The 26,236-nt window shown below is 50.0% G+C and carries 26 protein-coding genes and 6 pseudogenes; 17 read left to right on the top strand and 15 right to left on the bottom strand.

What is annotated here, in order from left to right:
• The coding region (locus A3SI_RS05250; RefSeq protein WP_009054126.1) for an alpha/beta hydrolase family protein at positions 1-727 on the top strand (727 nt) is incomplete at its 5' end.
• Between the two features lie 416 nt (positions 728-1,143).
• Here the strand turns inward: A3SI_RS05250 and ggt are convergent.
• From ggt to A3SI_RS22210, 5 genes and pseudogenes are all read right to left on the bottom strand, one after another.
• On the bottom strand, positions 1,144-2,433 hold the full coding sequence (gene ggt / locus A3SI_RS05240) for a gamma-glutamyltransferase (RefSeq protein WP_316929081.1): 1,290 nt from the start codon (positions 2,431-2,433) through the stop codon (positions 1,144-1,146).
• Positions 2,426-2,848 carry a gamma-glutamyltransferase gene (locus A3SI_RS22225; RefSeq protein ID WP_316929080.1) on the bottom strand — a complete coding sequence of 141 codons (423 nt, stop codon included), beginning with the start codon at positions 2,846-2,848 and terminating at the stop codon, positions 2,426-2,428. Before A3SI_RS22225 ends, ggt begins: the two co-directional genes overlap by 8 nt.
• Before the next feature lie 26 nt (positions 2,849-2,874).
• A pseudogene (locus A3SI_RS22220) lies at positions 2,875-3,481 on the bottom strand (alpha/beta hydrolase family protein).
• Positions 3,482-3,795: 314 nt separating this feature from the next.
• A pseudogene (locus A3SI_RS23155) lies at positions 3,796-4,212 on the bottom strand (DPP IV N-terminal domain-containing protein); the annotation flags it as partial.
• Between the two features lie 131 nt (positions 4,213-4,343).
• Entirely contained in the window at positions 4,344-5,231 is an 888-nt protein-coding gene (locus tag A3SI_RS22210) for a TolB family protein (RefSeq protein ID WP_316929078.1), read from the bottom strand.
• A 161-nt stretch (positions 5,232-5,392) separates the two neighbouring features.
• Here A3SI_RS22210 and A3SI_RS20260 point away from each other — a divergent pair, with 161 nt between their 5' ends.
• The 6 genes from A3SI_RS20260 (at position 5,393) to A3SI_RS18805 (ending at position 7,378) form a co-directional block, all read left to right on the top strand.
• Positions 5,393-5,770, top strand: coding sequence for a hypothetical protein (locus A3SI_RS20260; protein WP_009054119.1), 378 nt, complete (start codon positions 5,393-5,395; stop codon positions 5,768-5,770).
• Complete coding sequence (locus tag A3SI_RS20255) at positions 5,746-5,982, top strand: rhomboid family intramembrane serine protease (protein ID WP_238531608.1); 237 nt, start codon at positions 5,746-5,748, stop codon at positions 5,980-5,982. Before A3SI_RS20260 ends, A3SI_RS20255 begins: the two co-directional genes overlap by 25 nt.
• 110 nt (positions 5,983-6,092) lie before the next feature.
• Positions 6,093-6,236: a hypothetical protein gene (locus tag A3SI_RS19495; protein ID WP_009054117.1), complete on the top strand. Its 144-nt coding sequence runs from the start codon at positions 6,093-6,095 to the stop codon at positions 6,234-6,236.
• Between the two features lie 3 nt (positions 6,237-6,239).
• Positions 6,240-6,701, top strand: coding sequence for a DUF2452 domain-containing protein (locus tag A3SI_RS05220; RefSeq protein ID WP_009054116.1), 462 nt, complete (start codon positions 6,240-6,242; stop codon positions 6,699-6,701).
• Between the two features lie 34 nt (positions 6,702-6,735).
• A complete protein-coding gene (locus tag A3SI_RS18810; protein WP_009054115.1) occupies positions 6,736-7,080 on the top strand; it encodes a DUF7255 family protein in 345 nt (114 codons plus the stop codon).
• 109 nt (positions 7,081-7,189) lie between these two features.
• The gene (locus tag A3SI_RS18805; RefSeq protein ID WP_009054114.1) at positions 7,190-7,378 is read left to right on the top strand and encodes a DUF7255 family protein; all 189 of its coding nucleotides are present in this window, start codon (positions 7,190-7,192) and stop codon (positions 7,376-7,378) included.
• 99 nt (positions 7,379-7,477) lie between these two features.
• Here A3SI_RS18805 and A3SI_RS05210 read toward each other — a convergent pair whose 3' ends face one another.
• A complete protein-coding gene (locus A3SI_RS05210; RefSeq protein WP_009054111.1) occupies positions 7,478-8,095 on the bottom strand; it encodes a deoxynucleoside kinase in 618 nt (205 codons plus the stop codon).
• Positions 8,096-8,186: 91 nt separating this feature from the next.
• Positions 8,187-9,074, bottom strand: a complete 888-nt coding sequence (locus A3SI_RS05205) for a 3-hydroxyacyl-CoA dehydrogenase family protein (RefSeq protein WP_040670233.1) — start codon at positions 9,072-9,074, stop codon at positions 8,187-8,189.
• Between the two features lie 137 nt (positions 9,075-9,211).
• Between A3SI_RS05205 and A3SI_RS05200 the strand changes: the two genes are divergently transcribed.
• The 3 genes from A3SI_RS05200 to A3SI_RS05190 are packed head-to-tail and all read left to right on the top strand — an operon-like array spanning position 9,212 to position 11,568.
• A complete protein-coding gene (locus A3SI_RS05200) occupies positions 9,212-10,048 on the top strand; it encodes a CvfB family protein (protein ID WP_009054107.1) in 837 nt (278 codons plus the stop codon).
• Between the two features lie 60 nt (positions 10,049-10,108).
• The gene (locus A3SI_RS05195; protein WP_009054105.1) at positions 10,109-10,588 is read left to right on the top strand and encodes a YkgJ family cysteine cluster protein; all 480 of its coding nucleotides are present in this window, start codon (positions 10,109-10,111) and stop codon (positions 10,586-10,588) included.
• Between the two features lie 56 nt (positions 10,589-10,644).
• On the top strand, positions 10,645-11,568 hold the full coding sequence (locus A3SI_RS05190) for an ROK family protein (RefSeq protein WP_009054104.1): 924 nt from the start codon (positions 10,645-10,647) through the stop codon (positions 11,566-11,568).
• Positions 11,569-11,718: 150 nt separating this feature from the next.
• Here the strand turns inward: A3SI_RS05190 and A3SI_RS05185 are convergent, their stop codons facing one another.
• A complete protein-coding gene (locus A3SI_RS05185; RefSeq protein WP_009054103.1) occupies positions 11,719-12,033 on the bottom strand; it encodes a hypothetical protein in 315 nt (104 codons plus the stop codon).
• Positions 12,034-12,409: 376 nt separating this feature from the next.
• Between A3SI_RS05185 and A3SI_RS05180 the strand changes: the two genes are divergently transcribed.
• From A3SI_RS05180 to A3SI_RS05165, 5 genes and pseudogenes are all read left to right on the top strand, one after another.
• On the top strand, positions 12,410-12,898 hold the full coding sequence (locus A3SI_RS05180; RefSeq protein WP_009054102.1) for a hypothetical protein: 489 nt from the start codon (positions 12,410-12,412) through the stop codon (positions 12,896-12,898).
• Between the two features lie 13 nt (positions 12,899-12,911).
• Positions 12,912-14,816 carry a DNA topoisomerase IV subunit B gene (locus A3SI_RS05175; RefSeq protein ID WP_009054101.1) on the top strand — a complete coding sequence of 635 codons (1,905 nt, stop codon included), beginning with the start codon at positions 12,912-12,914 and terminating at the stop codon, positions 14,814-14,816.
• A 39-nt stretch (positions 14,817-14,855) separates the two neighbouring features.
• Positions 14,856-17,421 (top strand): annotated as a pseudogene (locus tag A3SI_RS05170) (DNA gyrase/topoisomerase IV subunit A).
• Between the two features lie 23 nt (positions 17,422-17,444).
• Positions 17,445-17,768 carry a TrmH family RNA methyltransferase gene (locus A3SI_RS22205; protein ID WP_009054099.1) on the top strand — a complete coding sequence of 108 codons (324 nt, stop codon included), beginning with the start codon at positions 17,445-17,447 and terminating at the stop codon, positions 17,766-17,768.
• Positions 17,723-18,163, top strand: a complete 441-nt coding sequence (locus tag A3SI_RS05165; RefSeq protein WP_316929077.1) for a TrmH family RNA methyltransferase — start codon at positions 17,723-17,725, stop codon at positions 18,161-18,163. The genes A3SI_RS22205 and A3SI_RS05165 overlap by 46 nt, the downstream gene beginning before the upstream one ends.
• A 71-nt stretch (positions 18,164-18,234) precedes the next feature.
• On the opposite strand, the gene A3SI_RS05160 is transcribed toward A3SI_RS05165, so the two are convergent.
• From A3SI_RS05160 to A3SI_RS05155, 4 genes are all read right to left on the bottom strand, one after another.
• Positions 18,235-19,590, bottom strand: a complete 1,356-nt coding sequence (locus A3SI_RS05160) for a CocE/NonD family hydrolase (RefSeq protein ID WP_316929076.1) — start codon at positions 19,588-19,590, stop codon at positions 18,235-18,237.
• Positions 19,578-20,132, bottom strand: a complete 555-nt coding sequence (locus A3SI_RS22200) for a CocE/NonD family hydrolase (RefSeq protein WP_316929075.1) — start codon at positions 20,130-20,132, stop codon at positions 19,578-19,580. The genes A3SI_RS05160 and A3SI_RS22200 overlap by 13 nt, the downstream gene beginning before the upstream one ends.
• Before the next feature lie 121 nt (positions 20,133-20,253).
• The gene (locus A3SI_RS20250) at positions 20,254-20,439 is read right to left on the bottom strand and encodes a hypothetical protein (RefSeq protein ID WP_238531607.1); all 186 of its coding nucleotides are present in this window, start codon (positions 20,437-20,439) and stop codon (positions 20,254-20,256) included.
• Positions 20,412-20,912: a hypothetical protein gene (locus tag A3SI_RS05155; RefSeq protein WP_238531606.1), complete on the bottom strand. Its 501-nt coding sequence runs from the start codon at positions 20,910-20,912 to the stop codon at positions 20,412-20,414. The genes A3SI_RS20250 and A3SI_RS05155 overlap by 28 nt, the downstream gene beginning before the upstream one ends.
• A 138-nt stretch (positions 20,913-21,050) precedes the next feature.
• Between A3SI_RS05155 and A3SI_RS05150 the strand changes: the two are divergent.
• A pseudogene (locus A3SI_RS05150) lies at positions 21,051-21,532 on the top strand (deoxycytidylate deaminase).
• Between the two features lie 55 nt (positions 21,533-21,587).
• Here A3SI_RS05150 and murB read toward each other — a convergent pair.
• Positions 21,588-22,613, bottom strand: a complete 1,026-nt coding sequence (gene murB / locus A3SI_RS05145; RefSeq protein WP_262491758.1) for a UDP-N-acetylmuramate dehydrogenase — start codon at positions 22,611-22,613, stop codon at positions 21,588-21,590.
• Between the two features lie 70 nt (positions 22,614-22,683).
• Here murB and A3SI_RS05140 point away from each other — a divergent pair.
• Positions 22,684-23,632: pseudogene (locus A3SI_RS05140) on the top strand (succinylglutamate desuccinylase/aspartoacylase family protein).
• A 4-nt stretch (positions 23,633-23,636) separates the two neighbouring features.
• Here the strand turns inward: A3SI_RS05140 and A3SI_RS05135 are convergent.
• Together A3SI_RS05135 and A3SI_RS05130 are read right to left on the bottom strand one after the other, a co-directional pair.
• Positions 23,637-24,269 (bottom strand): hypothetical protein, encoded by a 633-nt coding sequence (locus tag A3SI_RS05135; protein WP_156810178.1) that lies wholly within the window; start codon positions 24,267-24,269, stop codon positions 23,637-23,639.
• Positions 24,270-24,393: 124 nt separating this feature from the next.
• Positions 24,394-26,126: pseudogene (locus A3SI_RS05130) on the bottom strand (phospho-sugar mutase).
• Between the last annotated feature and the right edge of the window lie 110 nt (positions 26,127-26,236).

The following is a 26,236-nucleotide window of genomic DNA, read 5'->3' as shown; positions in this document are numbered from 1 at the left end:
CTTTGGGCATGCCCCATTCCATGTTTGGCACAACCGCCTGACCGAAGCAGGTTTCGCCGTTTTTCGTTTKGCAAGCGTCGGCGTAGGGGAGTCGGATGGAAATTTTCAAAACGCCGTTTTATCCGATTTTATGGACGATGCCCGCTCCCTGATACGAGCTTTTCGACAGCAGATGGGAGACTCTTTTCCTCAGATCGGTATTTGGGGACATAGTGAGGGTGGAACTATCAGCCATGCGCTAGCCGCAGAACCGGGTTTAGTGGATTTCCAAGTTTCCATGGCAGGCGCTGTGGTGCCAGGCGTGGAGATGATGATTCGGCAGACCGCCGAAGTATCGCGCACCGCTGGCCTTAGCTTCGACCAAGTAGAAGAGGCCGTAAAGCGAAACGAGGCCGTTTATGCGTTGATGATTTCAGAGCGAACCAGTGATGAGGTGGCTGGCGACATTAAAGCGTTGATGGAGGAGATCGCTGGCAGCCTGCCCCTTCCCGAAGCACAGCGTCAGGCCCAGGCGAAAGCCCTAACGGAGGCGTACCAAAGTGCCTTAAACCCCTACCTGCGCTCCCTGTTGCGCTTCGATCCACAGCCCTTCCTCGCTCAGCTAGAGGTTCCCACGCTGATTTTGCTAGGCGGCAAAGATGTGCAGGTGGTGGGCATGCAACAGGTACGTGCGCTCGAAAAAAAACTTTGCAGACAAGAAAAATATCACCGTAAAATTTTATCCTGAACTGAATCATCTCATGCAGCGTGCAGAGACAGGCGGCGTGAATGAATATGCTAGCATCGAAGAGACCTTGAATGAGGCGATGCTGGCAGATGCCTTGGAATGGTTACTGGCATTACCGAGTTCCTAAGGACGCATTTTTCCTGAGGTACACAAAGCTGCCTATCGGGATTGGCCCTTAGCAGTAAAAAAAGATGCCTAGACAGCTGGTACTCCTTCCGTCTAGGCATTTTTAGCTACTTTCGTTTTCTTTCTATTTTACTTTCTTTTTCTTTCTTTTTCCGAATTTTAGCTTTCGTTTTGTTTCTTTTGCTTTCTTTTACACTTTCGTTTGCTTTCTATTTCTTTCGTTTTGATGGGCGCAAAAAATCCGCCTTCCCCAGCCATGGGGCAAGGAGACACGAATTCCTCTAGCTAAATCAGGTCCTGCGCTGACAGCCTTTAATAGCCACGTGCGCGATCATCACCGCGTGGATCTGCCCCTCCCTCGAGGCGCCCATCCGGTAAGCGTAAGATGGCATCCACCTTTCCAATGATGGGATTGTACCCTTCATTAACCAAATACCCGCGCTCTTGCAAGCCTTCACCAAAACAGAGTCGAATCCATTCGGCTCTAAGTTGATTAAATCCGGCAACCACTGATGATGGAAACGAGGCGCATTTACAGCTTCCTGCATACTCATATCGAACTGAATGACGTTCAAAATAGTCTGAAATACGGCCGTAATGATCGTAGAGCCACCCGGCGTGCCGACCACCATAAAGAGTTCCCCTTCTTTTTCTACGATGGTGGGGGTCATGGAACTGAGCATACGTTTTTCGGGAGCGATCTCATTTGCCTCCGAACCGATGAGCCCAAACATATTCGGAACTCCTGGCTTGGAACTGAAATCATCCATTTCATTATTGAGAAAAAAGCCTAAGGACTCCACAAACACCTTAGACCCATACGCTCCATTTAAGGTCGTCGTAGCCGAAACCGCATTGCCAAAAGCGTCGACTATGGAGTAGTGCGTTGTTTCTTCCTTTTCGTACATATATACCTCACCGGCTGAAACATCAGCAGAAGAAGTAGCGGTCCCCGGTCGAATATCTTTTGCACGCTCTTTTAGGTAGCCAGCATCTAAGAGGGCATCCACCGGAATCTCCGTAAAATCTGGATCACCCAAGTAGGTGGCACGATCAGCATAGGCGCGGCGCATAAGCTCTACCAAAAGCTGCATGTAATCCGGTCGGTTATGCGAAAGACCACGGAGCCTTTGATGCGAAAGCATCCCAAACAGCTGCCCGAGCGTCACTCCTCCCGAGCTAGGGGGTCCCATCGTGATCATGCGGTAGGGGCCATAGGTAAAGGTAACCGGCTCCCGCCAAACGGCACTGTACTTTTCCAGGTCCTCCATGCTTAATATCCCTCCGCGCTGCTGTACATCGGCTACTAAACGCTCTCCGATACTGCCCTTGTAGAAGGCATCTCGACCCTCCTGCTGTAAGGTTTGCAGGGTAGCAGCGAGGACGGGATAGCGTATCATCTCACCCGCCTTAAAAGGGGTGGCAAAAAACGTTTCCGGGCCATTCACGTCGATAAAGGCCTGCCGATTGGCCGCTAGGCGCGCCTCCTGCTTTTCTGTCACTCGTACCCCCGCAAGTGCCAGCTGAATGACAGGCTCGAGCAGCTGCTCCATAGGTAGGCTACCAAATCGCTCATGCACAGCATATACGCCCGCGACCGTGCCCGGCACTGCGATCGCCAGCGCCCTGAGTGCTTAAACCGGGGATCACCTCGCCATCATCGTCGAGATACATGTCCCGTGAGGCTTTCAAAGGCGCTTTCTCCCGGTAATCCAAGCTTCCTATTTCCCCCTCCGCTGTCCGGTACACCATAAAGCCACCGCCACCCAGATTCCCCGCGAAAGGGTAGGCCACAGCCAATGCCAGCTCTGTGGCGATCATGGCATCAAAAGCATTGCCACCGGCCTGCAAAACGGATAGCCCAATGCGTGCCGCCTCATCACGTGCGGCAACGACCATGGCATTTTCTGCGACTTCACCTCGGAATTTAGGTCCAGTCTCCTGCTCGTAGCAACTTGTAACGGCTGTCAGCAGCAGCAAAAAGGAAAGTGCCAAAAAAGGCAGAGGCTTAACAGTTCTTCTCATTCGTTCAGCAAAGTAGAATTAAACAGCTTCAAAATTCTTTTGTATTCATCCGTCCAAGAGGAGGGCTCCACAAATCCATGATCCTCAATGGGATACACAGCCATCTCCCAGTTGTCTTTTTCCAGCTCGATTAAACGCTGCGCCAGCCGTACGACATCCTGAAAATGCACATTAACATCCAGCATACCATGGGCGATGAGTAGGTGCCCCTGTAGCCTCGGCAAAGTAAATGGGAGAGGAGCGACGATAAGCGATGGGGTCATCAGCTGGCTCGTTTAAAATATTAGCGGTGTAGCCGTGGTTATAATGAGCCCAGTCCGTTACGGAACGTAATGCCGCACCAGCGGTAAAGGTGTCAGCCGCCGTAAACAGGGCCATCAGCGTGATAAATCCACCGTAGCTGCCGCCATAAATACCGATCTTGCCCGGCTGCACCCCTTCTACCTCCATGAGATACCTGGCGCCATCCACCTGATCGGAGAGGTCTTTGCCTCCCATGTGGCGATAAATGCCCGTGCGCCAATCCCGGCCATAGCCTGCCGAAGCACGGTAGTCGATATCCAAGACCGTATAGCCCTGCTCACGAAGCAAGTTGTGAAACATAAACTCCCGAAAATAGGTGGACCACCAGTAATGCACATTTTGGAGGTACCCGGCGCCGTGCACAAAAATGACAGCTGCGCCATTTTTTTCTCGGGATCGGGGCGGTAAATGCGGGCTGGTACCTGCGCTCCATCTTGCGCCGGAAAGCGGATAATCTCTGGATCATACCAAGAATAGGCCTGAAATTCTTCGCTTTGACCAGAGGTCAATTTTTTCGCTTTACTTCCTGCTTTGGCTTCTTGGATGTAAAGTTCCCAAGGGACATTCGAGTAGGAATAGCGGATGGCAAGATGTTTTTCATCTGGAGAAAGGCTCACCTCATTATTTCCCTTCAAGCTGGTCAGGCGCTCTGCCTTGCCCCCCATAAGGGGCATTTTGTAGAAATGACGCAGGCCTGGATCCTCTTCCGAGCTGGTAAAAAACCAAAACTTCTCGTCACGCGAAAGCTGTGGATCGAAAACCTCGAAATTTCCGGCTGTAAGCGCTTGCTGCTGACCCGACTGGATATCGTACAGGTACAAGTGAGAATAGCCCGTTTCTTCAGATTGGAAATACACATGCCGGCTATCGGGCAGCCAGCCGAGCGTGCCTGTTCCCATGGCAAACCCGATACCCGGCCCTGCTACCCAAGCTTCGTCCCGCTGTCTGCTGATCACCTGCACACCAGCCGTTTCCCAGTCCAAGCGCACGATCCAGCGGTCTTTATTGTCATAAGCGCGGATGGAAACCACTGCCTGCGTCCCATCAGGAGAGAAAACGGCTGCACTTGGGAACACCACACGATCCTGCTCAGGCCAGTCCTTATCCGGGTAGTCGGCTAAAAAATCCGGCTTATCCTGAATGCCTGGGAGCCCGCTAAGGTCTACTTTTTTCGCTTCATGCTTTTCGGTATCGTAAATGAAAAGCTCACAGTGGCCGGCTTGTCCCCCACCTTCGTGCGGGTCTGCAGGTTGGTCGTGTAGCCGCTGCTATGGGCATAGTCTGGGACGATCGTCCCTTTGTTTTCCGCTCGTTCAAAGGTAGAAAAGGTGATGTAACGGCCATTTGGAGATACCTGCATGGCGCTGGCGGCTTTTCCATTCAAGTAATGGCCTTCCGGCGTGGCGCTGGTTGCCTTTCGGTAAGCCGCACTGGCTTCGCTATTGGCTTTGCGCTCGCGCACCACCTGAAGAAGTTCTAAATTCTCTTCCTGCACCCATCGGTCATGCTTGTGAGCGGGTGCGCTTTCTTCTTTCGGCTTACTACCGGACTGGATGTAGCTGATCCGCTCCAGGGCCCCCGAAGCCAATGTGTAGCGGTAGGCATTATTGCTGTAGATAAAAAGAATTTCCTTTCCATCGGGGGAAAACGTGAGGCCGCCTACCGAACCTGGCAGACTGAGCAGAAGGCGCTGCTGCCCGGATTTAAGCTCATGCAGGTACAGATCACCACTGCGTACAAAAGCCTGTTGGGTCTTTTTCGGATTAAAAACGGCATTTCGGGGAATCAACATCCGCTGCTCCTGGAGGGACATTTTTTCCGGTTGGCTCGCGCCAAAGGGATCCAGTACGTACAGGGAGTCCGCGGCATTGCCCTCAGGATTATAACCGAAATAGAGCTTTTTTCCGTCTGGGGTCCAGTTCACACTGCTGGGAAAAGTTCCCATCCAAGCAGGATCCTGCATGATTTTTTCTACCGTCAGCGCGTCCTGAGCCTGCCCCGTCAGTGCGGTCAGCAGGAGGGCGCCGCATAGCCATATCCGTTTCCTCATATTGCGTTTCTTTTAATTTGGGTTAGCATCTTACAAAAGGCTAAAATACGCCCTTTCCTCGGAAAGTGGCTATGATTTCTGATGAATGCACCTACGAAAAGCAGGAAAGGAGGCTGAAAACCTTTGCCGCACAGCGCGTTTGGTTAAAAAAGAGCTAAGGTATGGAAAAGCATTATTGGTCGCGCCTAACTCGGGCCATGGTGGTGCCGGTACGGCTGAGTTTCCTGTTTTTTTTGATTTTTCTGGTGCAAGTGTCGTTTAATGTGGACTTAGGCTTTTTAGGCATCTATCCGCAGAAGCTTATCCATCTGCCCGGGATTTTTCTGGCGCCATTTATCCATGGCAACATCTATCATTTGCTGGCCAACCTAGCCCCCTTTTTAATTTTGACTACAACGCTTTATTTTTTTTACGACAGGGTAGCGGATAAGGTGTTTTGGTCCGTGTATTTGATTACGAATCTTATCGTTTGGGTGATAGGTCGCCGTATTTTCATATTGGGGCTTCGGGGATCGTGTACGGCTTGGCCAGCTTTCTGATTTGTTTGGGCTTTTTCCGCATATCGATAAAGGCCTTGATTATCTCTGCCTTAACCCTTTTTCTATATGGCAGCACACTCTACGGTGTCATTCCTACCGATCGGAAAATCAGTTGGGAATCCCACTTGGCAGGTGCTGCGGTAGGCTGTGTGGCCGCCTTTCGGGTGGCACGGCTGCCACGGCTGAGTCGTTTCAGTATGGAGAAGCGCTAAGGAGCTGGCAGCGGGAAAAAACCGAACTTTTTTCCTTTGATTCGGTTGAATATCTTTGTCATTATATTTTGCGCCAGCAAAACCGAAAGGAACCTAAAGCTGTTACCCTTATGAAACGAAACAAGATTATCTTTCTGCTTCTCTTCTTTCTTTTTATGGCCATCATCTTATATGTGAGCTATGATATTTCCTCTCGGACGACCTTTCCCGGCTCTAAAGGAAATTTAAAGGAGAGAATCGCCCCTTCAGAATAAACCATGGATAGAGGAAAAAAAATAGACGTCGATAAAATAGATTTAGAAAAAATGAAGGAAATGACCACGGAGAACCCGGGGTTACTTCCGTATGCGCACACTTCCGGTGGGGCACTGGTGAAGCCCGAAGATGTGGGTAAAATTACCGGTCGCGCCATCGCCGCCATGCAGTCGCAAACCGAAATGCAGATGGCGCAGCTTTACGAACAAATGCAGCTGCTGGCAGATCAGGCGAAGGCCATCCAAAAGCGGGTAGAGGTTTCCGAACGCATCTATCAGGCCTCCATCGCCTTCGAGCCCCTGATTAATCACCGTTATTTTTTATATCAAAAAAACGAAGGAGGCGACTTTCTCAGCATGATCGCTCCTGAAGAATGGGGCCGCAAGCGGCAAAACGATCAGATTTTCGTGGCGGAGGTAAAATTATTAGCCGATCATACCTGGGAAATCCTGCGCGAAGCGTAGTTTTGTCCTTTTTCACACTGAAACCCTTCGTGTCGTGCGAGATGTAAAAATTCAAGTGCTCCGTGAGGCTGTCCATGCGCTTTCTCCAGAACTGGAGGACAATAGCGAGGTGGCCGTCCAGGAGCATTTCTTAACAGGAAAAGGGCAGGACTGGCTGGAAGAAGTGTTCCGCGCCCTGGGGGGCAAAGGCCGCGCTCCTCTCTTAAAAAAGCTAAAGTTTGATCTGAAAATCGGTAGAAATGTCTTTCTCTACGATGATGAAGTCCATTTTAATCGCTACCGACTAGAGACCTTACGCTCAAGGGTTTATGAGGAGATGACCTTCGAGTGGATCGCCGCGCATAAGCGCCTCTGCCGCACCTACGAGAAAGCGGCCTGAAGGGAGGTGTGCGCGAACGGGTATGGCTGGGGCCACCGCTGGCCCAAAGGCTTTTCGGAGCCGCAGGCACGCCACCTGAACTGCAAGGGGGAGGGCGCCCGGCTGGAAGTTGACCGCCTATAACGATGCGCAGTACGATATCCTCTGTAAGCTGCACGGTCTGCGCCTCCATCGCATCGCCTGTTACGAAAATCTGCTCCTGCAGGGACAGCTACAAAAAATAGATGCTTTGCTGCTCCAGCCTAGCCCTGAGGTTCGCGAAAGCATCGGCCGCTGGTGCTTGCGCAAGGTCGGCTAAGCCCCTCTAAACAGACGAAACCCCCTCTAGCGCAAAATAGGCTAGAGGGGATTTCGTCTATTTTGGCCGCAAAGGCCTACGCGAAAACCATACAGCGCCTTAGGCAAACAGCCCGTACAGCTCTCGGTCGATGCGGTTCACTACTGCGGAGAAATCCTCTGGATTCGCGACATAATCCATCTGATTTACATCGATTACCAGGAGTTTACCCTCCTTGTACTGCGCGATCCAGTCCTCGTAGTGGGTATTTAAATTTTTCAGGTAGTCGATCCGTATCGCATTTTCATAGCTGCGTCCCCGTTTTTCGATCTGCCCCACCAGCTTGGGAATGTCTGCCTTCAGGTAGATGAGCAAGTCTGGAGGCTGCACGAAAGCCACCATAGAATGGAAAAGGCTCAGGTAGTTTTGGTAATCGCGCTCCGAAATCAACTGCGATCGGTACAGGTTAGCAGCGAAAATATAGGCATCTTCGTAGATGGTGCGGTCCTGAATGACCGTCTCTTGACTCTCCCGTATCTGGCGGATCTGATTGAAACGAGAATTCAAGAAATACACTTGCAGGTGAAAGGACCAGCGTTTCATATCCTCATAAAAATCAGAGAGATAGGGATTATCATCTACCGCCTCGAAGGTAGCTGTCCAGCCATAATGCTTGGCTAATTTTTCTGTCAGTGTGGTTTTTCCGCTACCGATATTACCGGAGACGGCGATATGCATGCCCTTTTTCATAGGAAATGTACGGTTTTGCTGGCGCAAAAAAAGGCGGATGAAGCACCATCCGCCCGATTTTTCTTGCCTGTCGGTAAAATTACTTAAATCTCGGGGAAACTACTAGCTCCTTGCTACCTGGGGTGTGCACATAGAAACCTTCTCCTGTCTTAACTCCCTTAAATCCAGCTTCTACCATGTTCACTAAAAGTGGGCAAGGGGCATATTTTGGATTGCCAAATCCCTCGTGGAGCACGCGTAGAATGGATAGACATACGTCTAATCCGATAAAGTCCGCAAGCTGAAGGGGGCCCATCGGGTGCGCCATGCCCAACTTCATGACGGTATCGATTTCATGCACACCAGCCACGCCCTCGTACAAGCTGTAGATGGCTTCATTAATCATCGGCATCAAAATACGATTGGCCACGAATCCAGGGTAGTCGTTTACTTCCACGGGAATTTTCTGCAGCGACTGGCTAAGCTCCATAATTTGCGCACAGACTTCTTCTGAGGTCGCATAGCCTTTAATCACTTCTACTAACTTCATGACCGGCACTGGGTTCATAAAGTGCATGCCGATAACCTTATCTGGGCGTCTTGTGACCGCGGCAATTTTCGTAATAGAGATGGAAGAGGTGTTGGTGGCTAAGATCGCATGAGCGGGAGCATGTGCATCGATCTCTCTAAAAAGCTGTAGCTTGATGTCCATATTTTCGGTGGCCGCTTCCACGATAAGGTCTGCAGCAGCTACTCCAGCAGCCACTTCTGTGCCTGTCTGAATACGCGCTAAAGCCGCCTCTTTTTCCTCTGCTGTAAGCAGCCCCTTAGACACCTGACGGTCATAGTTTTTACCTATGGTAGCTAAAGCTTTTTCTAGTGCTTTCTCAGATAAATCGATCAGTGCTACTGCATACCCATGCTGGGCGAAAACGTGGGCGATGCCATTTCCCATGGTGCCCGAACCGATAACCGCTATGTTTTTTATCATATCATTTGGGTTTATTTGGACGATACGCCTAAGTAAGCATAAAATCCAATAAATGTTTTGTTTCTCTTGTAAAGCTACTGGCTTCGGAAAGGTTTTCCAATTTTCAGATGAATTAATTTGTGTAACTTTGTCCTATGGAGGAGTTAGGAAAATTAAGCCGCTTGCCCATTGCGCGGCTGAGCGCAAACGGTGCCTATCTAATGACGAAAGCAGGGGAGGAAGTGTTGCTTCCCAATCGCTATCTCAAAGGGGAGGAGCAGGTAGGCCAAGAGATAGAAGTGTTTATTTACACGGATAGTGAAGATCGGCCGGTGGCGGTGACGGACACGCCGAAGGCCATGCTGGATGAATTTGCTGTCATGGAGCTTAAGAGCCTAACCAAAATTGGGGCTTTTATGGACTGGGGCCTTTTAAAGGATCTTTTTGTGCCGAAGAGTGAGATGCTGCCGACGATGGAGGAGGGGAAGCTCTACCTGATCCGTGTCTGCCTGGATTATAAGGGGGAGCGCCTAATCGGTTCGGCGCGCTATGAGGATTTTTTAGAAAATCCGGAAGGGGTTTTTACGGAAGGAGAGGCCTTACCGGGTCTATTTTTCTCCCGCAGTCCGCTAGGTTATAAGATCTTGCTACGCGATAAATACGAAGGTCTGCTCTACAGCGACGAAGTGTTTCGGAAAGTGTATTTAGGGAGTTATGAGGAGGTGTACATCAAGAAGGTACGGCCTGACGGCAAAATAGACCTCAGCTTGGACCCGGTGGGTAGAGAAAAATATGAGAAAGGGGCTGAAAAAATCTTGTTGGCCCTGCAAAAAGAGAAATTTTTGCCCCTCCATGATAAATCATCACCCGAAACAATCAAAAATGTGCTGGGAATGAGTAAAAAATCTTTCAAGCAAGCCATCGGACAACTATACAAGGCAAAGCGCATTCGAATTGAACCCGACGGGATTTACTTGACAACAGAAATATAAGGCTTTTCTTTTCTTTATCAAAATTAAAATCCGAAATATTTTCTATTACTAATAAATTAGATGGACTTAGAAGCGTTTGGGCAGAAGAGTAGAAGTGCTTTGCCGCAGGCCAAAAAGCTCAGCCAGAGGCTCAGAAAAATGAAGCCGAAAGTGGTGGATGAGACCTTCCACACCCTGCATGAGGCTGTTTTCGAGCAGGTGGATTGTCTCAGCTGTGCCAACTGCTGCAAGACGACCTCACCGCTTTTTTTACGTACGGATATCGAACGGCTGGCGCGGGTATTTTCCATGAAGCCGGCCGAATTTATCGATGCCTACCTGCGCCTGGATGAGGAAGGAGATTATGTCTTGCAGCACAGTCCATGTCCCTTCTTGGGTGCGGATAATCACTGCTTGGTGTACGAAGAGCGCCCGAAAGCGTGCAGGGAATATCCCCATACCAATCGGAAAAAAATGCACGGAATCCTGAATTTGACGGTCAAAAATACCCTTATTTGTCCCGCCGTTCACCAAATTTTCAAGAGATTGAAAAGGATTTAGGAAATTAAAAAAACTCTTCCCTATTTTAGGTCTTTGAAACCTATTGAATCTACAGCATGCATACTCAAGAAGAAAATTTTTTGGCGATAGATGTTGGCGGAACGCACTTAAAAATCGGCATTGTCAGCACCAAGGGCCAGGTTCTCCATTTCTATAAAGAGGATACCAAACCGTACCGGGAGCAAGCAGCGGGTTTTCCTGCTGGGTTTATAGAGGCGGTCGGCAAGTACTTGGACAAGCACCCTGAGGTGCAGAAGGTGGGCATTGGGCTTCCGGGCCTGATCACAAAAGACCGCAGCACACCGCTTGAAATTCCGGCTATTCCCTCGCTGAATGGCTTTCCGCTACAGGAGCGCCTGCAGGAGGCTTACGCCGACAAACAGTTTTTTCTCGAAAACGACGCCGCTGCGGCCGCGATCGGAGAATATCATTTTGGCACGGAAAAAACGCCGGAGGATTTTCTTTTCATCACCATGGGGACTGGCATCGGTTCTGCTCTGGTACTGAATGGACAGGTCTTTAAGGGAGCGAATGGCAATGCCATGGAAATGGGACACATGCTGTCTCGCGGTAATGAGGGCCTCGAGCGCCTTATCGGCCGAGATGGCATCCTGCGCATTAAGGACCGCATGATTAAGGGTTACCCGGATAAGGCGGGGACTCTGCGCGACCAACCCTTAGGTACGCATCTGCTCGTGGATACGGCACGTGAAGGAAATGAAGTTTCGCTGATGGTTTTCGAGGAGGTGGGCCGTATATTAGGTGAAGCCATCGTCTCGACCATTCGTCTCGTCGACGTGCACACAGTGTATTTCGGTGGAGGCATTTCTGCAGGGCTAGAGTTTATGATGCCCGCACTGGAGCGCACCATCCGCCAGTACCTGACGACTTACTATGTAGCGGATTTGCGCCTGAGTAAGGCCACCTTAGAAAATAATGCCGGCACCTTAGGGGCTGCTGCACTGTGTTTCTTGAAGTAGGGCGGCTCCTGTGAAGCTATAGCGTGGACTTTGGCCGGAGGCCAAAACCAAAAAAGCCTGCTTACTCCAACGATGTAAGCAGGCTTTTTTTCGCCCTTTTTGTCCGCTTCCGTACCAGAAAGGCTGGATCGTGGCCCTAGAACTCCCGACTTAATCTCCCGGGTTAAGGCGTGTGATAATAACCTCAGAAACACGGCTATAGGCGTTTAAACGGAAAATCAACTTGAGGACCTGTTCTTCTTCAGCTTCGCTGCCTTCACAGCGAGGAGAGGGCTCCAGGTAGTAGATAAAGAAGTTTTGGCTGCGGTCCACGAGTTCCACACGGTCTGGGCGTCCGAACGTCTTGATGAGCGCTTGGTTATCGGAGGCCAAAAAGTCATTTTTTATCGGGCGTATCGTTTCAACGAAGGCGCTGCGCTCCCCTTTACAGCCATCACGATCTGCTTTCCACACCTCTAAATCCACGCCTTCGACCGAAATAGCCGAAGAGCAGGAGCTGAGTGTGGCGAGAAGTAAAAGGCAAGTGCGGTGAGGGAAGACGTTAGAAAAGAATGTCGAATCATGCGTGTGAGGTTAAGCCTGAGCAGTAAAAGTACTGCCTAATTCGCAGAAAAAACGGCTTCAGCGCCATTATGTTTAGAGAGGGGTAGGAGCAAAGGTAAATTTTGACAGCAGAAGACAGGGATTTGCTCAGCCATTACGGCTTGGTTTTTCGCTATTTAGGAGGGGAATTATGCCTTAGGCTAAACGCTTCTACCCGTTTGCGTGTTGGAAATGCAACGTACGCTCCTGCGGAATACGCATTTTAATCTTTATATTAGCAGCCATAAATCTACGTCCTATGTATTTTCGATTTGGTAAAGTCTTTCACTTCGCAACAGTTTTACTCTTTATTATCATCTTTCTCTACTTATATGCGTCGATGCCTGACCGTGTCGCCATAGAAATAACGGCAGAGGGGTATCCTTTAAAGGAACTGGCGAAAGACACTTTCTTTTATACGGGCATATTCATCTTTTTAGGTCTGAATGTGGCCCTGCTCTTCCCCGCGAAGTTAATAGAGAACGGAAGCATCAGTTCTATTCGTCGCATATTTCCACGGGGAGATGTGTTCCGCGATCAGATGTTGACCTGGATGTACACCTTCGTAGGCATTTTAAACCTTTCCATGGGGCTCCTCACCTTGTTTGTGCATAGTTTGAACAACCTGAACGAAGTCACGAGCACCACGTTCGATAGTTTCTTTTACATCATCCCCGTGGTCATTACCCTTTGGATCGGTGGCCTGTTTTATTTGATCGCACAAAAATTTAAAGCAATACAAGCATAGTTCCAGCAGCTACATGGCAGAACAGAAAAGTACCTATACAGAAGACAGTATTAAGTCTCTGGACTGGCGGGAGCATATACGTCTGCGTCCAGGGATGTATATCGGTAAACTGGGCGATGGAAGTGCTCAGGATGACGGTATATACGTTTTAGTAAAAGAAGTTTTAGATAATAGTATCGATGAGCACATGATGGGCTATGGACGTACCATAGACATCAAAATTTCTGAGCACCAGGTGGAAGTACGCGATTACGGTCGTGGAATTCCGCTTGGAAAGGTGATCGACTGCGTCTCCAAGATCAATACCGGCGGCAAGTATGATTCTGGAGCCTTCCAGAAGTCGGTAGGCCTGAATGGGGTGGGTACCAAGGCCGTGAATGCCCTTTCCAGTCATTTTACTGTGCAGTCTTTTCGTGATGGAGAGACGAAAAAAGCCAGCTTTGAGAAGGGGATTTTGATCGAAGACCATCCAGTAGCCCCTACGAAAGAGCGTAACGGTACCCGCGTCATCTTTACGCCGGATGATACCGTATTTAAAAATTATCATTTTATTCCCGATTATCTGGAAAACCAGATCTGGAATTACGCCTTCCTAAATGCAGGGCTAAGCATCCAGTTTAATGGGAAAAAGTACTTCTCCGAGCGGGGTTTGTATGATCTTTTGCTGCGCAAAGTAGACGAAGATGCCCTCCGGTACCCGATTATCCACCTGAAAGGAAATGATATCGAGCTGGCCCTTACGCACAGCAATCAGTACGGGGAGGAATACTACTCTTTCGTAAATGGGCAGTATACCACGCAGGGCGGAACGCACTTGGCGGCCTTCCGTGAAGCCATCGTGAAGACGATACGAGAGTTTTACAAGAAGGATTTCGATGCTGCTGATATCCGACAGTCGGTGGTGGCAGCCATAGCAGTTCGGGTGCAGGAGCCAGTCTTTGAGTCGCAGACGAAAACCAAGCTGGGCTCCCAGTCTGTGGGACCAGACGGTCCTACGCTGCGCACTTTTGTGAATGACTTCGTGAAAACGGCGCTGGACAACTACCTGCACAAGCACCCCGATGCGGCCGATGCGCTTTTGAAACGGATTTTGCAGTCAGAGCGTGAGCGCAAAGAAATCTCCGGCATCAAAAAATTAGCGAATGAGCGCGCGAAGAAGGCGAACCTGCACAACAAAAAGCTGCGCGACTGCCGCATTCATTACGATGATCCGAAGGCAAACGAGGAGGCGAAAAACAATACCATGTTGTTTATCACCGAGGGGGACTCTGCCTCGGGCTCCATCACGAAATCGCGCAATGTGCAGACGCAGGCGGTTTTTTCGCTGCGTGGGAAGCCCCTAAACTGCTATGGGATGACCAAAAAGGTGGTCTATGAAAACGAGGAATTCAACCTCCTGCAGCATGCCCTAAACATAGAAGACGGCATAGAGGGGCTGCGCTACCGCAAGATCGTGATTGCCACTGATGCCGATGTGGACGGCATGCACATACGTCTCCTTATTATGACGTATTTCTTGCAGTTTTTCCCCGATCTGGTAAAAAATGGGCATTTATACATCTTGGACACGCCCCTTTTCCGGGTGCGGAATAAAAAAGAGACCATTTACTGTTATACCGATGAGGAGCGGCAGCGTGCCATCCATAAACTCGGCAAGTCTGCTGAAATTACCCGCTTTAAAGGCCTTGGGGAAATTTCCCCAGAGGAATTTGGTGGGTTTATCGGGGAAGACATCCGCCTGGATCCCATCATTTTAAATAAGGAAACGAAAATCGCCGATCTTCTGGGGTTCTATATGGGGAAAAACACGCCCAACAGGCAGACCTTTATCATCGATAACCTGAAAATCGAAAAGGACATCGTCTTCGATGATCCGAAGCAGGCCCAAGAAGAGGAAGAACAAGCGCAAGCTTCCTAAGTCACCTATTACCAAGCGAAAAGCGGTTTAGACAGTATCATGAACGAAGAATTACCAGAAGAGCAATCCGAAAATAAAGAGACGAATCTGCAGGGGACCGTTCCCGTCACAGGGATGTATAAAGACTGGTTTCTCGATTACGCATCTTATGTTATTTTAGAACGTGCCGTTCCGGCGATCGAAGATGGCTTGAAGCCTGTACAGCGCCGAATCTTACATGCCATGAAGGAAATGGACGATGGGCGCTTTAATAAAGTCGCCAACATCATCGGCCAGTCCATGCAGTACCACCCGCATGGGGATGCCTCCATCGGTGATGCGATCGTGAATCTAGGGCAGAAAAACCTTTTGATCGAAACGCAGGCAACTGGGGCGATGTGCGTACAGGTGATGGATCGGCAGCCCCTCGCTACATCGAGGCGCGCCTGTCGAAATTCGCACTGGAGGTTGTATTTAATCCGCAGACGACGGAATGGCAGCTCTCGTATGATGGACGAAAGCGTGAGCCGGTGACCTTACCGGTCAAATTCCCCCTGCTTCTGGCGCAAGGGGTGGAAGGTATCGCAGTGGGACTTTCCACGAAGATTCTCCCGCATAATTTCTGTGAGTTGATCCATGCCTCCATCGATGTCTTGCAGGGAAAGCCAACGAACGTGCTCCCCGACTTCCCGACAGGAGGGCTAGCTGATTTTTCGGAGTATAATGAAGGGCTTCGCGGGGCCGCATTAAAGTGCGAGCAAAGATTGAAGAGGAGGACTCTAAAACATTGGTTATCAAGGATATTCCTTTTGGTACGACAACCAATTCCTTAATCGATTCGATCTTAAAGGCGAATGACAAGGGGAAGATAAAAATTAAAAAAAGTCGTCGATAACACGGCAAAGGATGTAGAGATCCAGATCCAATTGGCCCCCGGCCAGTCCCCAGACATGACGATCGATGCGCTGTATGCCTTCACGGACTGTGAGGTGAGTATCTCCCCGAATGCCTGCGTGATCATAGAAGACAAGCCCGTTTTCCTAACGGTAAACGACATTCTTAAGTACAACACCCTTCAAACGAAGGAGTTACTGAAGCGGGAGCTGCAGATTCGCGAGGGAGAACTTCGGGAGAAGCTCTTGTTCTCTTCTTTAGAAAAAATCTTTATCGAAAATCGTATTTACCGGGACATCGAAGAGTGTGAAACCTGGGAAGCGGTTTTAAGTACCATCGATGCGGGCTTAACTCCTTTCAAGCCTGATTTTTATAGGGAAATCACGCAGGAGGACATTATTCGGCTGACAGAAATTAAGATCAAAAGGATTTCCAAGTTTGATACCTTTAAAGCGGATGAGTTGATGCGGCGCCTACAGGGTGAGTTAGACGAAGTCCTCCATAATCTGGCGAATCTGACCGATTATGCGGTACAGTACTATGAAAACCTCTTGCAGAAATACGGTAAAGGGCGCGAGCGGCAGACCGAAATTCGTCAGTTCGACACGATCGAAGCCACGGTGGTGGCAGCGAACAACACCAAGCTTTTTGTGAACCGAAAAGATGGTTTCATCGGCTCAGGGCTGAAAAAAGATGAATTTGTTTGCGACTGCTCCGACCTGGATGATATTATTGTCTTTCGTCGAGACGGAGAATGTGTGGTGACCAAAATGCAGGACAAGGCCTTTGTGGGTAAGGACATCATTCATGTGGCCGTTTTCCGGAAGGGGGATGAGCGCATGGTGTATAACATGATTTATCTGGACGGTGAAAGTGGGAAAGCAATGGTAAAGCGCTTCCAGGTATTGGCCGTGACGCGGGATCGGCACTATGCGCTAACCAAAGGGACGAAAGGGAGTAGGGTTCTTTACTTCACGGCGAACCCGAACGGGGAGGCTGAAATCATTACGGTGGCACTGACCCAGGCGCCAAAGCGAAAATCAAGGTCTTTGATTTTGATTTTAGCAGTATCGATATCAAAGGCCGAAATGCGGGAGGAAATATCCTCACGAAGTATCCGATCCGAAAAATCACGCTAAAAATGCAGGGCGTCTCTACCCTAGGAGGCTTAGACATCTGCTACGATGCGGCGGTGGGACGCTTGAATACCGATGGAAGAGGGGAGTGGATCGGAAATTTCCTCGGAGAGGATAGGATCGTGGTCTTTTATAAAAATGGAGATTATGAGTTGACCAACTATGAGCTGACGAACCGCTATGAGCCGGAGCAGGTCTTGAAGATAACCAAGTTTGATCCCCAGGCTCCCGTGGCGGCGGTTTATTTGGACGGAACGTCCAAAGCCTACTTCGTAAAGCGTTTTCTCATAGAAACCAGCTCCTTAAACAAGCGTTTTAACTTCATCACCGATCATAAAAAGTCACAGCTAGAACTGGTTACCTGTGATCCTCAGGCGCAGCTTGTGCTGCTACCTGCCCAGGGGGATACGGAACTTTCCTATGATTTCGATATGATGATCGATGTGAAGGGCTGGAAGGCCATCGGAAATAAGTTGGCACATCAGGATTTCCGCTCGATTCGCATCGTGGAAAGTAAGTCCAAGCCGAAGGAGCAGGTGGAGCAGTCCACAGCACCAGAAAAAGAGGACGATGATGCCCAGATGCGCATGTTTTAAGCGATAAAGCAGCAGGTTAAAGGATGAAGGAGCAGGACGTTATACAGTATCGCAAAAAGCGTGAAAAAGCCTTTCAGGATTATCTGAAGGGCTTTATTACGCCGCATAAACTGGCGCTGATGGAACAAGTGCTGGCCAAGCGGACGCGGCATTTTACCGTGGTGCTGGAGGATATTTACAAGGCGCATAATGCCTCGGCTGTACTGCGTACGGCGGACTGTTTCGGTATTCAGGACATCCACATGATCGAAAAAGAACATGCCTATCAGGTAAATCCTTACGTAAGCAGAGGCGCCGCACAGTGGTGGATGTTCGGCGTTATCAAAATGGTGGGGGGACAGCATTAGTGGATTGTGTGGACACCCTGAAGGCAGCGGGCTATACCGTGCTTGCCACTAGCCCAAAGGAGGGGAGCATGGCTGCGCATCAGCTGGATCCCCAAAAGAAAACGGCACTGGTATTCGGGAATGAACATGCAGGGGTGAGTGAGGAGCTAATCGAAGCCGCGGACGGCTTGGTGCACATTCCCATGTTTGGGTTCTCAGAATCGTTTAATATTTCAGTGGCGGCGTCGATTTTACTGCATCAGCTGCGGACGCAAGTGGAACCGGCAGCATTGCCTGATTTTTACCTGAGTGAAGAAGAACGCTTTCAGCTAAGAAGCCGCTGGTATCGGGATATCGTAAAAAATAGCGCCATTCACGAGCGCCAGTTTTTTTCCACCTTCGAACAGGAGGGATAGACAGGGGGAAACAGGCATAAAAAAACCAAGGAACTCGTTAAAGCCCCTTGGTTTTTTATGTGCTTACCGCATTAACGCGCCACGATCGGAAGCGTAATTTTGCTAGGGTATTTATTGCTATGGTGGATGGAGTTAGTGGCCACCACGCCTTCTGTTTCGTCGTAATTATTCCCTCCCGTGTTCATATTGCGATCGAAGCGTGGGAAATTAGAGCTGGAAATCTCAATGCGGATCTGATGCCCCTCTTTGAAATAATTAGAAGTAGACATCGGCGTCATCTTGATCTTATACACTTCGCCCTCCTGCATGAAGACTTCTTTATCATAGCCCTCGCGGTAGCGAACCCGCTGAATCGTCTCATCTAAGTTGTAGGCCTTACCATCAGGATGCACATCGATCAGCTTTATCGTCACGTCTGTGTCCTTCGCGTCAGAACTTAGGTACAGCTCTGCTTCGATAAAGCCGCTCACCTCGATACCTGCCTTTAAAGGGGCACTGGTGTACACTAAAATATCCTCTCGAAGTTCCATTTCTGATTGATCGAAAGAGCCTCCTTGTACCGCATTACCTGTACAGCAGACATTTCCGCCATAGGAAGTAACAGGATCCATCGGATCATACTGGAAGGTGTCTGGATTGTCTTTGGCCCCCGGGCGACGGGTAGAAAGCGTGCCATCCCCTAAACGCGAATTGGCTTTACCCCCGCTATTCAAATAATAGGTCGTCATCTTTGCCTCCTTAGGAGGCCACTGGTCCGCCGTCTGCCACTTATTTTCTCCCATCGTATAGTAGGTGACGCGGGAAAGCTCCTGCTTGACCCCATTCTCCTCGCCCTTTAACCACAGGTCAAACCAAGCGGTGATCATTTCATCGTATTGCCAGCGGGCGTCCCCCATAGAGCGCTCACCGACTACTGTATTTTCTGTGGCACGTGTGAAGGCACAGTGCAGCGTAGGGGCGATGACCAAATACTGATTATCGCGGATACCGGGATCGCTAGCATTTTCACGCACATGGTTAAAGAGTGCCAAATTCGGGCTGCTGGCTACATCGTACCAGCTCACGAACCAAAAGCTCGGCACGTGGAAGTCCATATCATCATGATAAAGGCCACCCTCGTACCACTTGGGGTCATTTGGCTTGCGGGTAATCATTTCCTCGTAAATGCCCTGAGGTCCCTGTACGTTTTTAAGAATATCCTGAACAGGCAGGTGGCGCAGGCCTTCTGACCAGTCAATGCGCGGATAGCGGGGTGCCATGTCGTAAAACCGCTGCAGGCGCTGTACATCCTCTTGGGCGATGCCTTCCGGCAAACGGGGCGCTAGAGGATCATGCTGGGTGCCGTAAAGCCAGGCCGTAAAAAGCATTTGCCCCGCACCTCCACGGTACCAGTTGCCCTGCTCGAAATATTCTCCTATGCGTCCCACGCCAGCACCGAAGCCTGGGGAACCATGGCCGCATGGGCGGGATGATTCATGGCCGCCACCGCCATCTGCCACTCCGCAGTGGAGGAACAACCGATGGTGCCGATCTTGCCGTTAGACCAAGGCTGCTCTGCCATCCAGGTAAAGGCATCGTAGCCATCCGTGAGCGGCGTCCCGAGAATGTCCCAGTCGCCCTCCGAAAAGAAGCGACCACGCTCATTTTGCACCACATAGGCATAGCCCTTTTTTACCCACTCATAGGCCGTTTGCATGGTACGCGTCACCAACTCACCATCCCGGTAAGAGTTAAAATTATAGGGTGTTCGCGAAAAAACGATGGGCACGGGCTCATCTGTTTTGGGGCGATAAATATCTGTGGCGAGGCGTTTGCCATCTCGCATCGGCATCATGACCTTCTGGTCTACGATGGCGATTTCCTCCAGCTGATCTAAAATACTAGGACCCTGCTGTCCGCGCTGCTGCGCAAAGGCCCCCGTAAAGCAGCAAAACGCCAGCAGGAGCCCTAAAAATCTTGTTTTTCTCATAGTGAAGTACGGATTTACATCGAATTTTCAACTAAAAAACGATAAGTAATCCGAATTTTCACCTGCTTTTCTATGAAGGGTCGATACGGGGGTTAATGGGAGCAGCTCCACCAAAAAAATCCTACTTGCCCCCGCGGCTTTTTCGAAAGTTTTCTAAAAAGCGCTGATGCACGGGAAGGGACTGCTGATTTTTAGGCTGCACCTTGCCGGACTGCCGCTGTTTTTTGCGCTTCGCGCGCGCCTTCTGCCGCCGCTTTTTATCCTGCTCTTTACTTTTTACTAAAACCGTGCGCGCGGAGATGCCCACCTGCCCACGGAAAAACTCCTCCCGGCCGGCCAAGTTGATATTGGCTTATAATCCACTGAAACGGTTACATTAAGCAAGGTCATTTCCACGCCGACGATAAAATCCATCCCCGTGGTGCGGTTCCCATAAGTTTGAATGATTTCCCGCGTGTCTGGGTTGCGAACGAAACTTTCTTCTACGCCCGCAGATAGGCCAGCGCCGTAGTAATAATTAAAACGTTTGGAAATCACAGGAGAGTGGCGCCGAATCAGTGCATGCGCGGTGGTATTGGTACTAAAATCAGATTGAATAATACCTTCCACTGTCAGCCTGGGCATTAGGCGCTGCTGTGCGGTGATGCCTACTGTACGGCTGATGTCGTTATTCCCCAAGCGCAAGCCTACGCCGGTGCCATAGCGCTGCGCCTGAACGGTAGTACCATTGAAAAACAGACAGATAGCAACTAATATGAAGAGAAGTATTCGTGTTTGCATGCGGGAGGTGAATGTTCAAATATCACGCCATAAAAGTAAGTAGCTTTCCGGTAGAAGCAAAAGCACAGGCATTTTTCTTCTCCGCATTACCTATTCCCGCGGGAATTGTTTTTCTTTGAACTTACAAAGCTTGATCTCATGGCAAAACCTGATTTTGATGATATTTTTATGGAGCTGGCAGTCAACCTTGCGCGGCGCTCTCACTGCATTAAAAAACATGTGGGCGCGGTGCTGACGAAGGACACACGCATCATCTCTGTAGGCTATAATGGCCCCCCGGCGGGTACGCACAACTGTGATGAGGAATTTCCTGAGACCGGCTGCGCCCGTGATAGTAAGGGCTCCTGCACGCTAGCTATCCACGCAGAACAAAATGCGATTCTCTACGCGGTGAAAAATAATTCATCGGTGGAAGGTAGCACGCTTTACGTGACGCTGGCTCCCTGCCTGGCCTGTGCACGGATCATTTTTTCCATGGGTATCCGCAAAGTGGTGTATCTGTATTCGTACGCGGCTTATAAAGGCTTGAAGGAGGATGAAGGGGTGGCCTTTTTGCAGAAATTCGGGGTGGAGGTACAGCCTACGGCAAAGTCATCCAAACGGAAGATCCTTTGGTGTAAGGAGGAGTCCTAGGGCTCCTGTGCGTGGGCACCCTTTTTTGCCGCCAGGCGGGGACTACAGAATATTCACCTCGCGCTCGAGTAGGATCCCAAAACGCTCCTGTACCACCTGCATGATTTCCTCACTTAATGCGAGCACCTCCTCCCCACGTGCATCGCCATAATTGACTAAAACGAGGGCCTGACGTGCATGCACACCTACTTGACCTTTGGTCAAACCTTTAAAACCCGCCTGCTCGATGAGCCAGCCTGCGGGAATTTTAATGCCACCGGCTGCAGGGTAATGCGGCATGTTCGGATGCCTAAGGGCCAGGCGGTGGTACTGCTCCTCCGGCACGATAGGGTTTTTAAAAAAGCTTCCAGCATTTCCGATCTGCGCAGGGTCCGGCAACTTCGACTGGCGGATCTGAATAACAGCTTGCGCCACCAGCTCAGGACTCGGAGGAGCCCCAGCGGCCAGTTGCTCCACAGTGGCGGCGATATCCCCGTAGTCCATCCGGAGTTTGGGTTGGGTATGCAGCTGAAAGGCCACCTCTAAAATGATATAGCGTCCTTTTAAGGCTTTTTTAAATACACTTTCCCGATAGCCAAATGCACAGGCTTCTGCATCGAAGCGGTGGACCTCGCCTGTGTGCACTTCTAGGGCCTCCAGGTAGGCAAAATGATCCTTTACCTCCACGCCGTAAGCGCCGATATTTTGCATCGGAGATGCGCCCACCGTTCCTGGAATCAAGCTCAGATTTTCCAGACCATAATAGCCCCTTTCTAAGCACCAGCAGACAAACTGATGCCAATTTTCCCCCGCGCCTGCACGCACCAGCACTTGGCCCTCGGCCTCTGGTTGGGCCTGAATGCCACCTATCGCCATGTGGATGATTAGCCCCGGAAAATCCCTTGTGAACAAAATGTTAGAGCCACCCCCCAGAAGGAAGTAGGGCATCTGGCGCTGCCGCGCAAAATCCAAGGCCTCAAGTAGTTCCGAGAGATTCGAGACAGCAGTGTAGTAACGTGCCTGCTGTGCGATGCCAAAAGTCGTGAGCGTTTTAAGGGAAATATCGGTCTGCATGGAGGTATTTTCGATGTTCGAATTACGGAAGATTTTCCATTAATCGAAAACTTTATGCTATTTTGCTCCGAAAGAAGCTGGAGTCATGAAAGAAATCGTTATCAACGGTGTCCGCATCCGTCCGGGCCAAACCCTCAATATTGAAATCGCGATCGCACGTCTGCCCACCCATACCTTGATCGATTTACCGGTTTTTATCCGGCGGGCAAAAGAAGATGGGCCGACGGTGCTGATTTCAGGCGGCGTCCATGGGGATGAGATTAATGGCGTGGTGGCCGTGAAGCGCTTATTAGAAGAAGATGACTTGCAGCCAGTAAGAGGGGCGCTGATTTTTATGCCGCTGGTGAATATTTATGGCTTCCTGAGTAACTCCCGTAGCTTTCCAGATGGACGCGACCTGAATAGAAGCTTTCCGGGTTCTAAAAAAAGGCTCGCTAGCCTCTCAAATCGCCTATATTTTAAGCACGGAAATCATTCCCAATATTGATTTTGGAATCGACTTTCATACGGGAGGGCGCATGCTGTCTAATCATCCTCAGATACGGGTAGACTACCGCGATAAAAAGGGGATGGAACTGGCCAAGGCTTTTGGTACGCACTACATTTTAAATTCCCCTCACATCGATAAATCCTTCCGAAAGGAAGCTTATAAGCAGAAAAAATCCATTTTGGTGTACGAAGGAGGAGAGTCTTCACGCATGGATGAATTCGCGATCGAAGAGGCAGTGGCAGGCTGCAAGCGCCTCCTGCATGCGAGAGGTATCATCGATGATACACTACAAATCCCTGCCCCGAAAGAAACGCTCCTGCTAAAAGAAAGTAGCTGGCAGCGCGCGAAGGTATCCGGCATTTTTAACTCCACTGTGGCGCTGGGAGATGCGGTGCGCAAAGGCCAAATTTTAGCCAAAATCTCCGATCCCTACGGACAGGTCAAAGTTCCTGTGAAAGCATCCACCAATGGTTTTGTGGTGGGTCTCAACAATAACCCTGTCGTCAACGCAGGGGATGCACTTATTCACATCGGGAAAGCCTAGGCCTTTACCGCTGTTGCCGTACGTTGAAAAGGAAAAACTCGCCATTGGTGATTTGTTTGGAGGGGCGCGTGCTGAGATCACCGCCACTTTCCACGAGGCGGTCTGTTTCTTCCGCATCGAAAACGAGGGCTTCGAACCGACCCGTAATGCCTTCTGCATTAAACCCGGTAAGCATCAGACTACCGGCGTCTTGCGCCGTGGGATTCTCTCTTCTCAGGAGACCACCGAACCATTCTTTGCCATCAGCATCAGTATAAATGACATTCAAACGGTTAACGGTTTCGGAGCCGAAGGGCACACGTTCACCCATCTGATAGGGGATCTGTACATCGAAGGGATCAAGCGAACGGGCCACAATCACGATACTTTCTTTTAGATTTCCCTGCCGATCTCCCTCTATCGGGCGGCCATTAAACATGGAAATCACCATAACCCGCGTGTCATTTCCCGTATTCGAAGGTTCTAATATAAAAATGCTGCCGTCTCTGTTGGCGCGGAAAACGCGCTCTTCTCCATCTATGGTAAACCGATACATGTAGGCGGGCCCTTCTTCCTCGCTTTGGAACAAACTACAACCGGAAATAACGAACAGCGCGACGAAGACAGCAAACAACTGGGAAATAAATCGAATCTTCATAAGGGGGTACTCAACTAAGTAATAGAACATTCGAAATAAACGATTTTTGCCTTAATAACAAAAAAGCCATGCAAAATCAGTGTTCTTTTCTGATTCGGCATGGCTTCATTAGGCTATTGGTAACTTAACTAAAATACGTTTTTAAGCCTGCGATGCGCTCTTCTAAGCGTGCCTCCACTGCGCGGTAGGCTTCCCGATTCGGAAGTGCCTCATGCACGGAGAAGTAGTATTTGATTTTCGGCTCTGTCCCTGAAGGACGCGCAGAAATCTTACTGCCATCGGCCAAGTAAAACTGCATCACATTCGAGGAGTCCACATCGAGTGGCGTTACTTTTCCGCTCGCCACGTCCGTAACCGTACCCTGCAACACATCCACCACAGTCACCACAGGAATGCCATTAATTTCTTTCGGAAGCTCTGTACGGTACTGCTTCATGAGTGCTTGAATCTGCTCAGCACCATCTTTACCCTTTTTCGTCACAGAGATCAGCGACTCCTTATAGAAGCCAAAACGCATGTAAATTTCGGCAAGGGCATCCTGCACCGTCATGCCTTTAGTAGCATAATAGGCCACGATTTCGGCTGTCAAGCTACAAGCAGACACTCCGTCCTTATCCCGAACGAAATCTCCCACGAGGAAGCCATAACTCTCTTCACCGCCACCGATAAATTGTTTTTTGCCCTCCTGGGCTAAAATCACATTCGCAATATTTTTAAAACCGGTCAAAACCCGGTAACAAGGCACCTCGAAACCTGCACAAATGCGATCGATCAGCTCGGTGGTCACGATGGTATTTACCATAAATTGATCACCGGTCAACTTCCCCTGCTCCTGATACTTCGTGAGTAGGTAGTAGGTGAGGAGTGTGCCGGTTTGGTTTCCATTCAGTAGCTCGAAATCACCCTTTTCATCTGGCACACAGGCGGCGTAACGGTCGCCATCCGGGTCACAAGCGAGGACCAGCTTGGCCTGCTTTTCTTTGGCCAGGGCCAAAGCCATCGTCAGCGCTTCCGCCTCTTCTGGGTTCGGATACACCACGGTCGGGAAGGTCCCATCGGGCGCCTCCTGCTCGGGCACCACATGGATATTTTCAAAACCAAAGATGCGTAGGGCTGCCGGCACCATCTTGCCCGTGACCCCATGGATCGGAGAAAAAACAATCGGCATGTCCTTCTGAGCCGTGATGGCCAGCGGAGACAGGCACAGCTTCTTCACCTCGTTCAAGTAAATCAGGTCGAAATCTGCATCGATATAGGTGAACAGGGCGGGATTTCCTTCCCACTTGACTTCGTCGATGCTCGCGATCTTCTGCACCTCTGCGATGATATTTTTATCATGGGGCGCCACGACCTGCCCACCATCTTCCCAGTAGGCTTTGTAGCCATTATATTCTTTCGGGTTATGGGAAGCCGTCACCATCACACCACTCTTGCAGCCGAAGTGCCGGATGGCAAAGGACAGCATCGGGGTAGGGCGGCTTTCTTTAAAATAGTACACCTTAATGCCATTCGCCGTAAAGACGTTGGCCGTAGTTTCGGTAAAAAGGGTATTGTTGATGCGGCTATCGTGGGTGAGGGCCACCGCTATCTCCTGACCGGGATAGGTGGCGTTTAGGTAATTCGCCAAGCCCTGTGTCGCCATGCCGATGGTATAGACATTCATGCGGTTCGAGCCCACGCCCATAATGCCGCGCAGACCACCTGTGCCGAATTCTAAGTCTTTATAAAAGGCATCCACCAGGCGCTGCTGTCTTCAGCCGCTAAAAGGGCTTTAATCTCTTCTTTGCTGGCAGGGTCGATGGCACTGGCCAACCAACCTTCGGCCTTCGCACGAATCATCGGATCTATATTGGTCATAGGTTTGTAAAAAGTTTTGTTGTCTGGTTAAAATTAAAGAAATACCCTGAAAAAGAAACAACAATGCCCGATTTTTCACCGGGCACTGCTGTATTTTCCTGAAAAGTAGC

The sequence above is a fragment of the Nitritalea halalkaliphila LW7 genome, from assembly GCF_000265075.1.
In the GTDB taxonomy this organism is placed as follows: Bacteria; Bacteroidota; Bacteroidia; order Cytophagales; family Cyclobacteriaceae; genus Nitritalea; species Nitritalea halalkaliphila.
Note: the sequence above shows the minus strand (reverse complement) of the source record. Positions and strands in the feature narration are given on the sequence as shown.

What these genes read in the sequence shown, in the direction of transcription:
- A3SI_RS22200 (WP_316929075.1), bottom strand. Translation starts at nt 20,132, where the DNA reads ATGAGAAAAACAAGATTTTTAGGGCTCCTGCTGGCGTTTTGCTGCTTT.
- A3SI_RS05155 (WP_238531606.1), bottom strand. Translation starts at nt 20,912, where the DNA reads ATGCAAACACGAATACTTCTCTTCATATTAGTTGCTATCTGTCTGTTT.
- A3SI_RS22205 (WP_009054099.1), top strand. Translation starts at nt 17,445, where the DNA reads ATGAAGGAGCAGGACGTTATACAGTATCGCAAAAAGCGTGAAAAAGCC.
- A3SI_RS05180 (WP_009054102.1), top strand. Translation starts at nt 12,410, where the DNA reads ATGTATTTTCGATTTGGTAAAGTCTTTCACTTCGCAACAGTTTTACTC.
- A3SI_RS05135 (WP_156810178.1), bottom strand. Translation starts at nt 24,269, where the DNA reads ATGAAGATTCGATTTATTTCCCAGTTGTTTGCTGTCTTCGTCGCGCTG.
- A3SI_RS22210 (WP_316929078.1), bottom strand. Translation starts at nt 5,231, where the DNA reads ATGAGGAAACGGATATGGCTATGCGGCGCCCTCCTGCTGACCGCACTG.
- A3SI_RS05175 (WP_009054101.1), top strand. Translation starts at nt 12,912, where the DNA reads ATGGCAGAACAGAAAAGTACCTATACAGAAGACAGTATTAAGTCTCTG.
- A3SI_RS05200 (WP_009054107.1), top strand. Translation starts at nt 9,212, where the DNA reads ATGGAGGAGTTAGGAAAATTAAGCCGCTTGCCCATTGCGCGGCTGAGC.
- A3SI_RS05210 (WP_009054111.1), bottom strand. Translation starts at nt 8,095, where the DNA reads ATGCATATCGCCGTCTCCGGTAATATCGGTAGCGGAAAAACCACACTG.
- A3SI_RS05190 (WP_009054104.1), top strand. Translation starts at nt 10,645, where the DNA reads ATGCATACTCAAGAAGAAAATTTTTTGGCGATAGATGTTGGCGGAACG.
- A3SI_RS05220 (WP_009054116.1), top strand. Translation starts at nt 6,240, where the DNA reads ATGGATAGAGGAAAAAAAATAGACGTCGATAAAATAGATTTAGAAAAA.
- A3SI_RS19495 (WP_009054117.1), top strand. Translation starts at nt 6,093, where the DNA reads ATGAAACGAAACAAGATTATCTTTCTGCTTCTCTTCTTTCTTTTTATG.
- A3SI_RS05195 (WP_009054105.1), top strand. Translation starts at nt 10,109, where the DNA reads ATGGACTTAGAAGCGTTTGGGCAGAAGAGTAGAAGTGCTTTGCCGCAG.
- A3SI_RS20260 (WP_009054119.1), top strand. Translation starts at nt 5,393, where the DNA reads ATGGAAAAGCATTATTGGTCGCGCCTAACTCGGGCCATGGTGGTGCCG.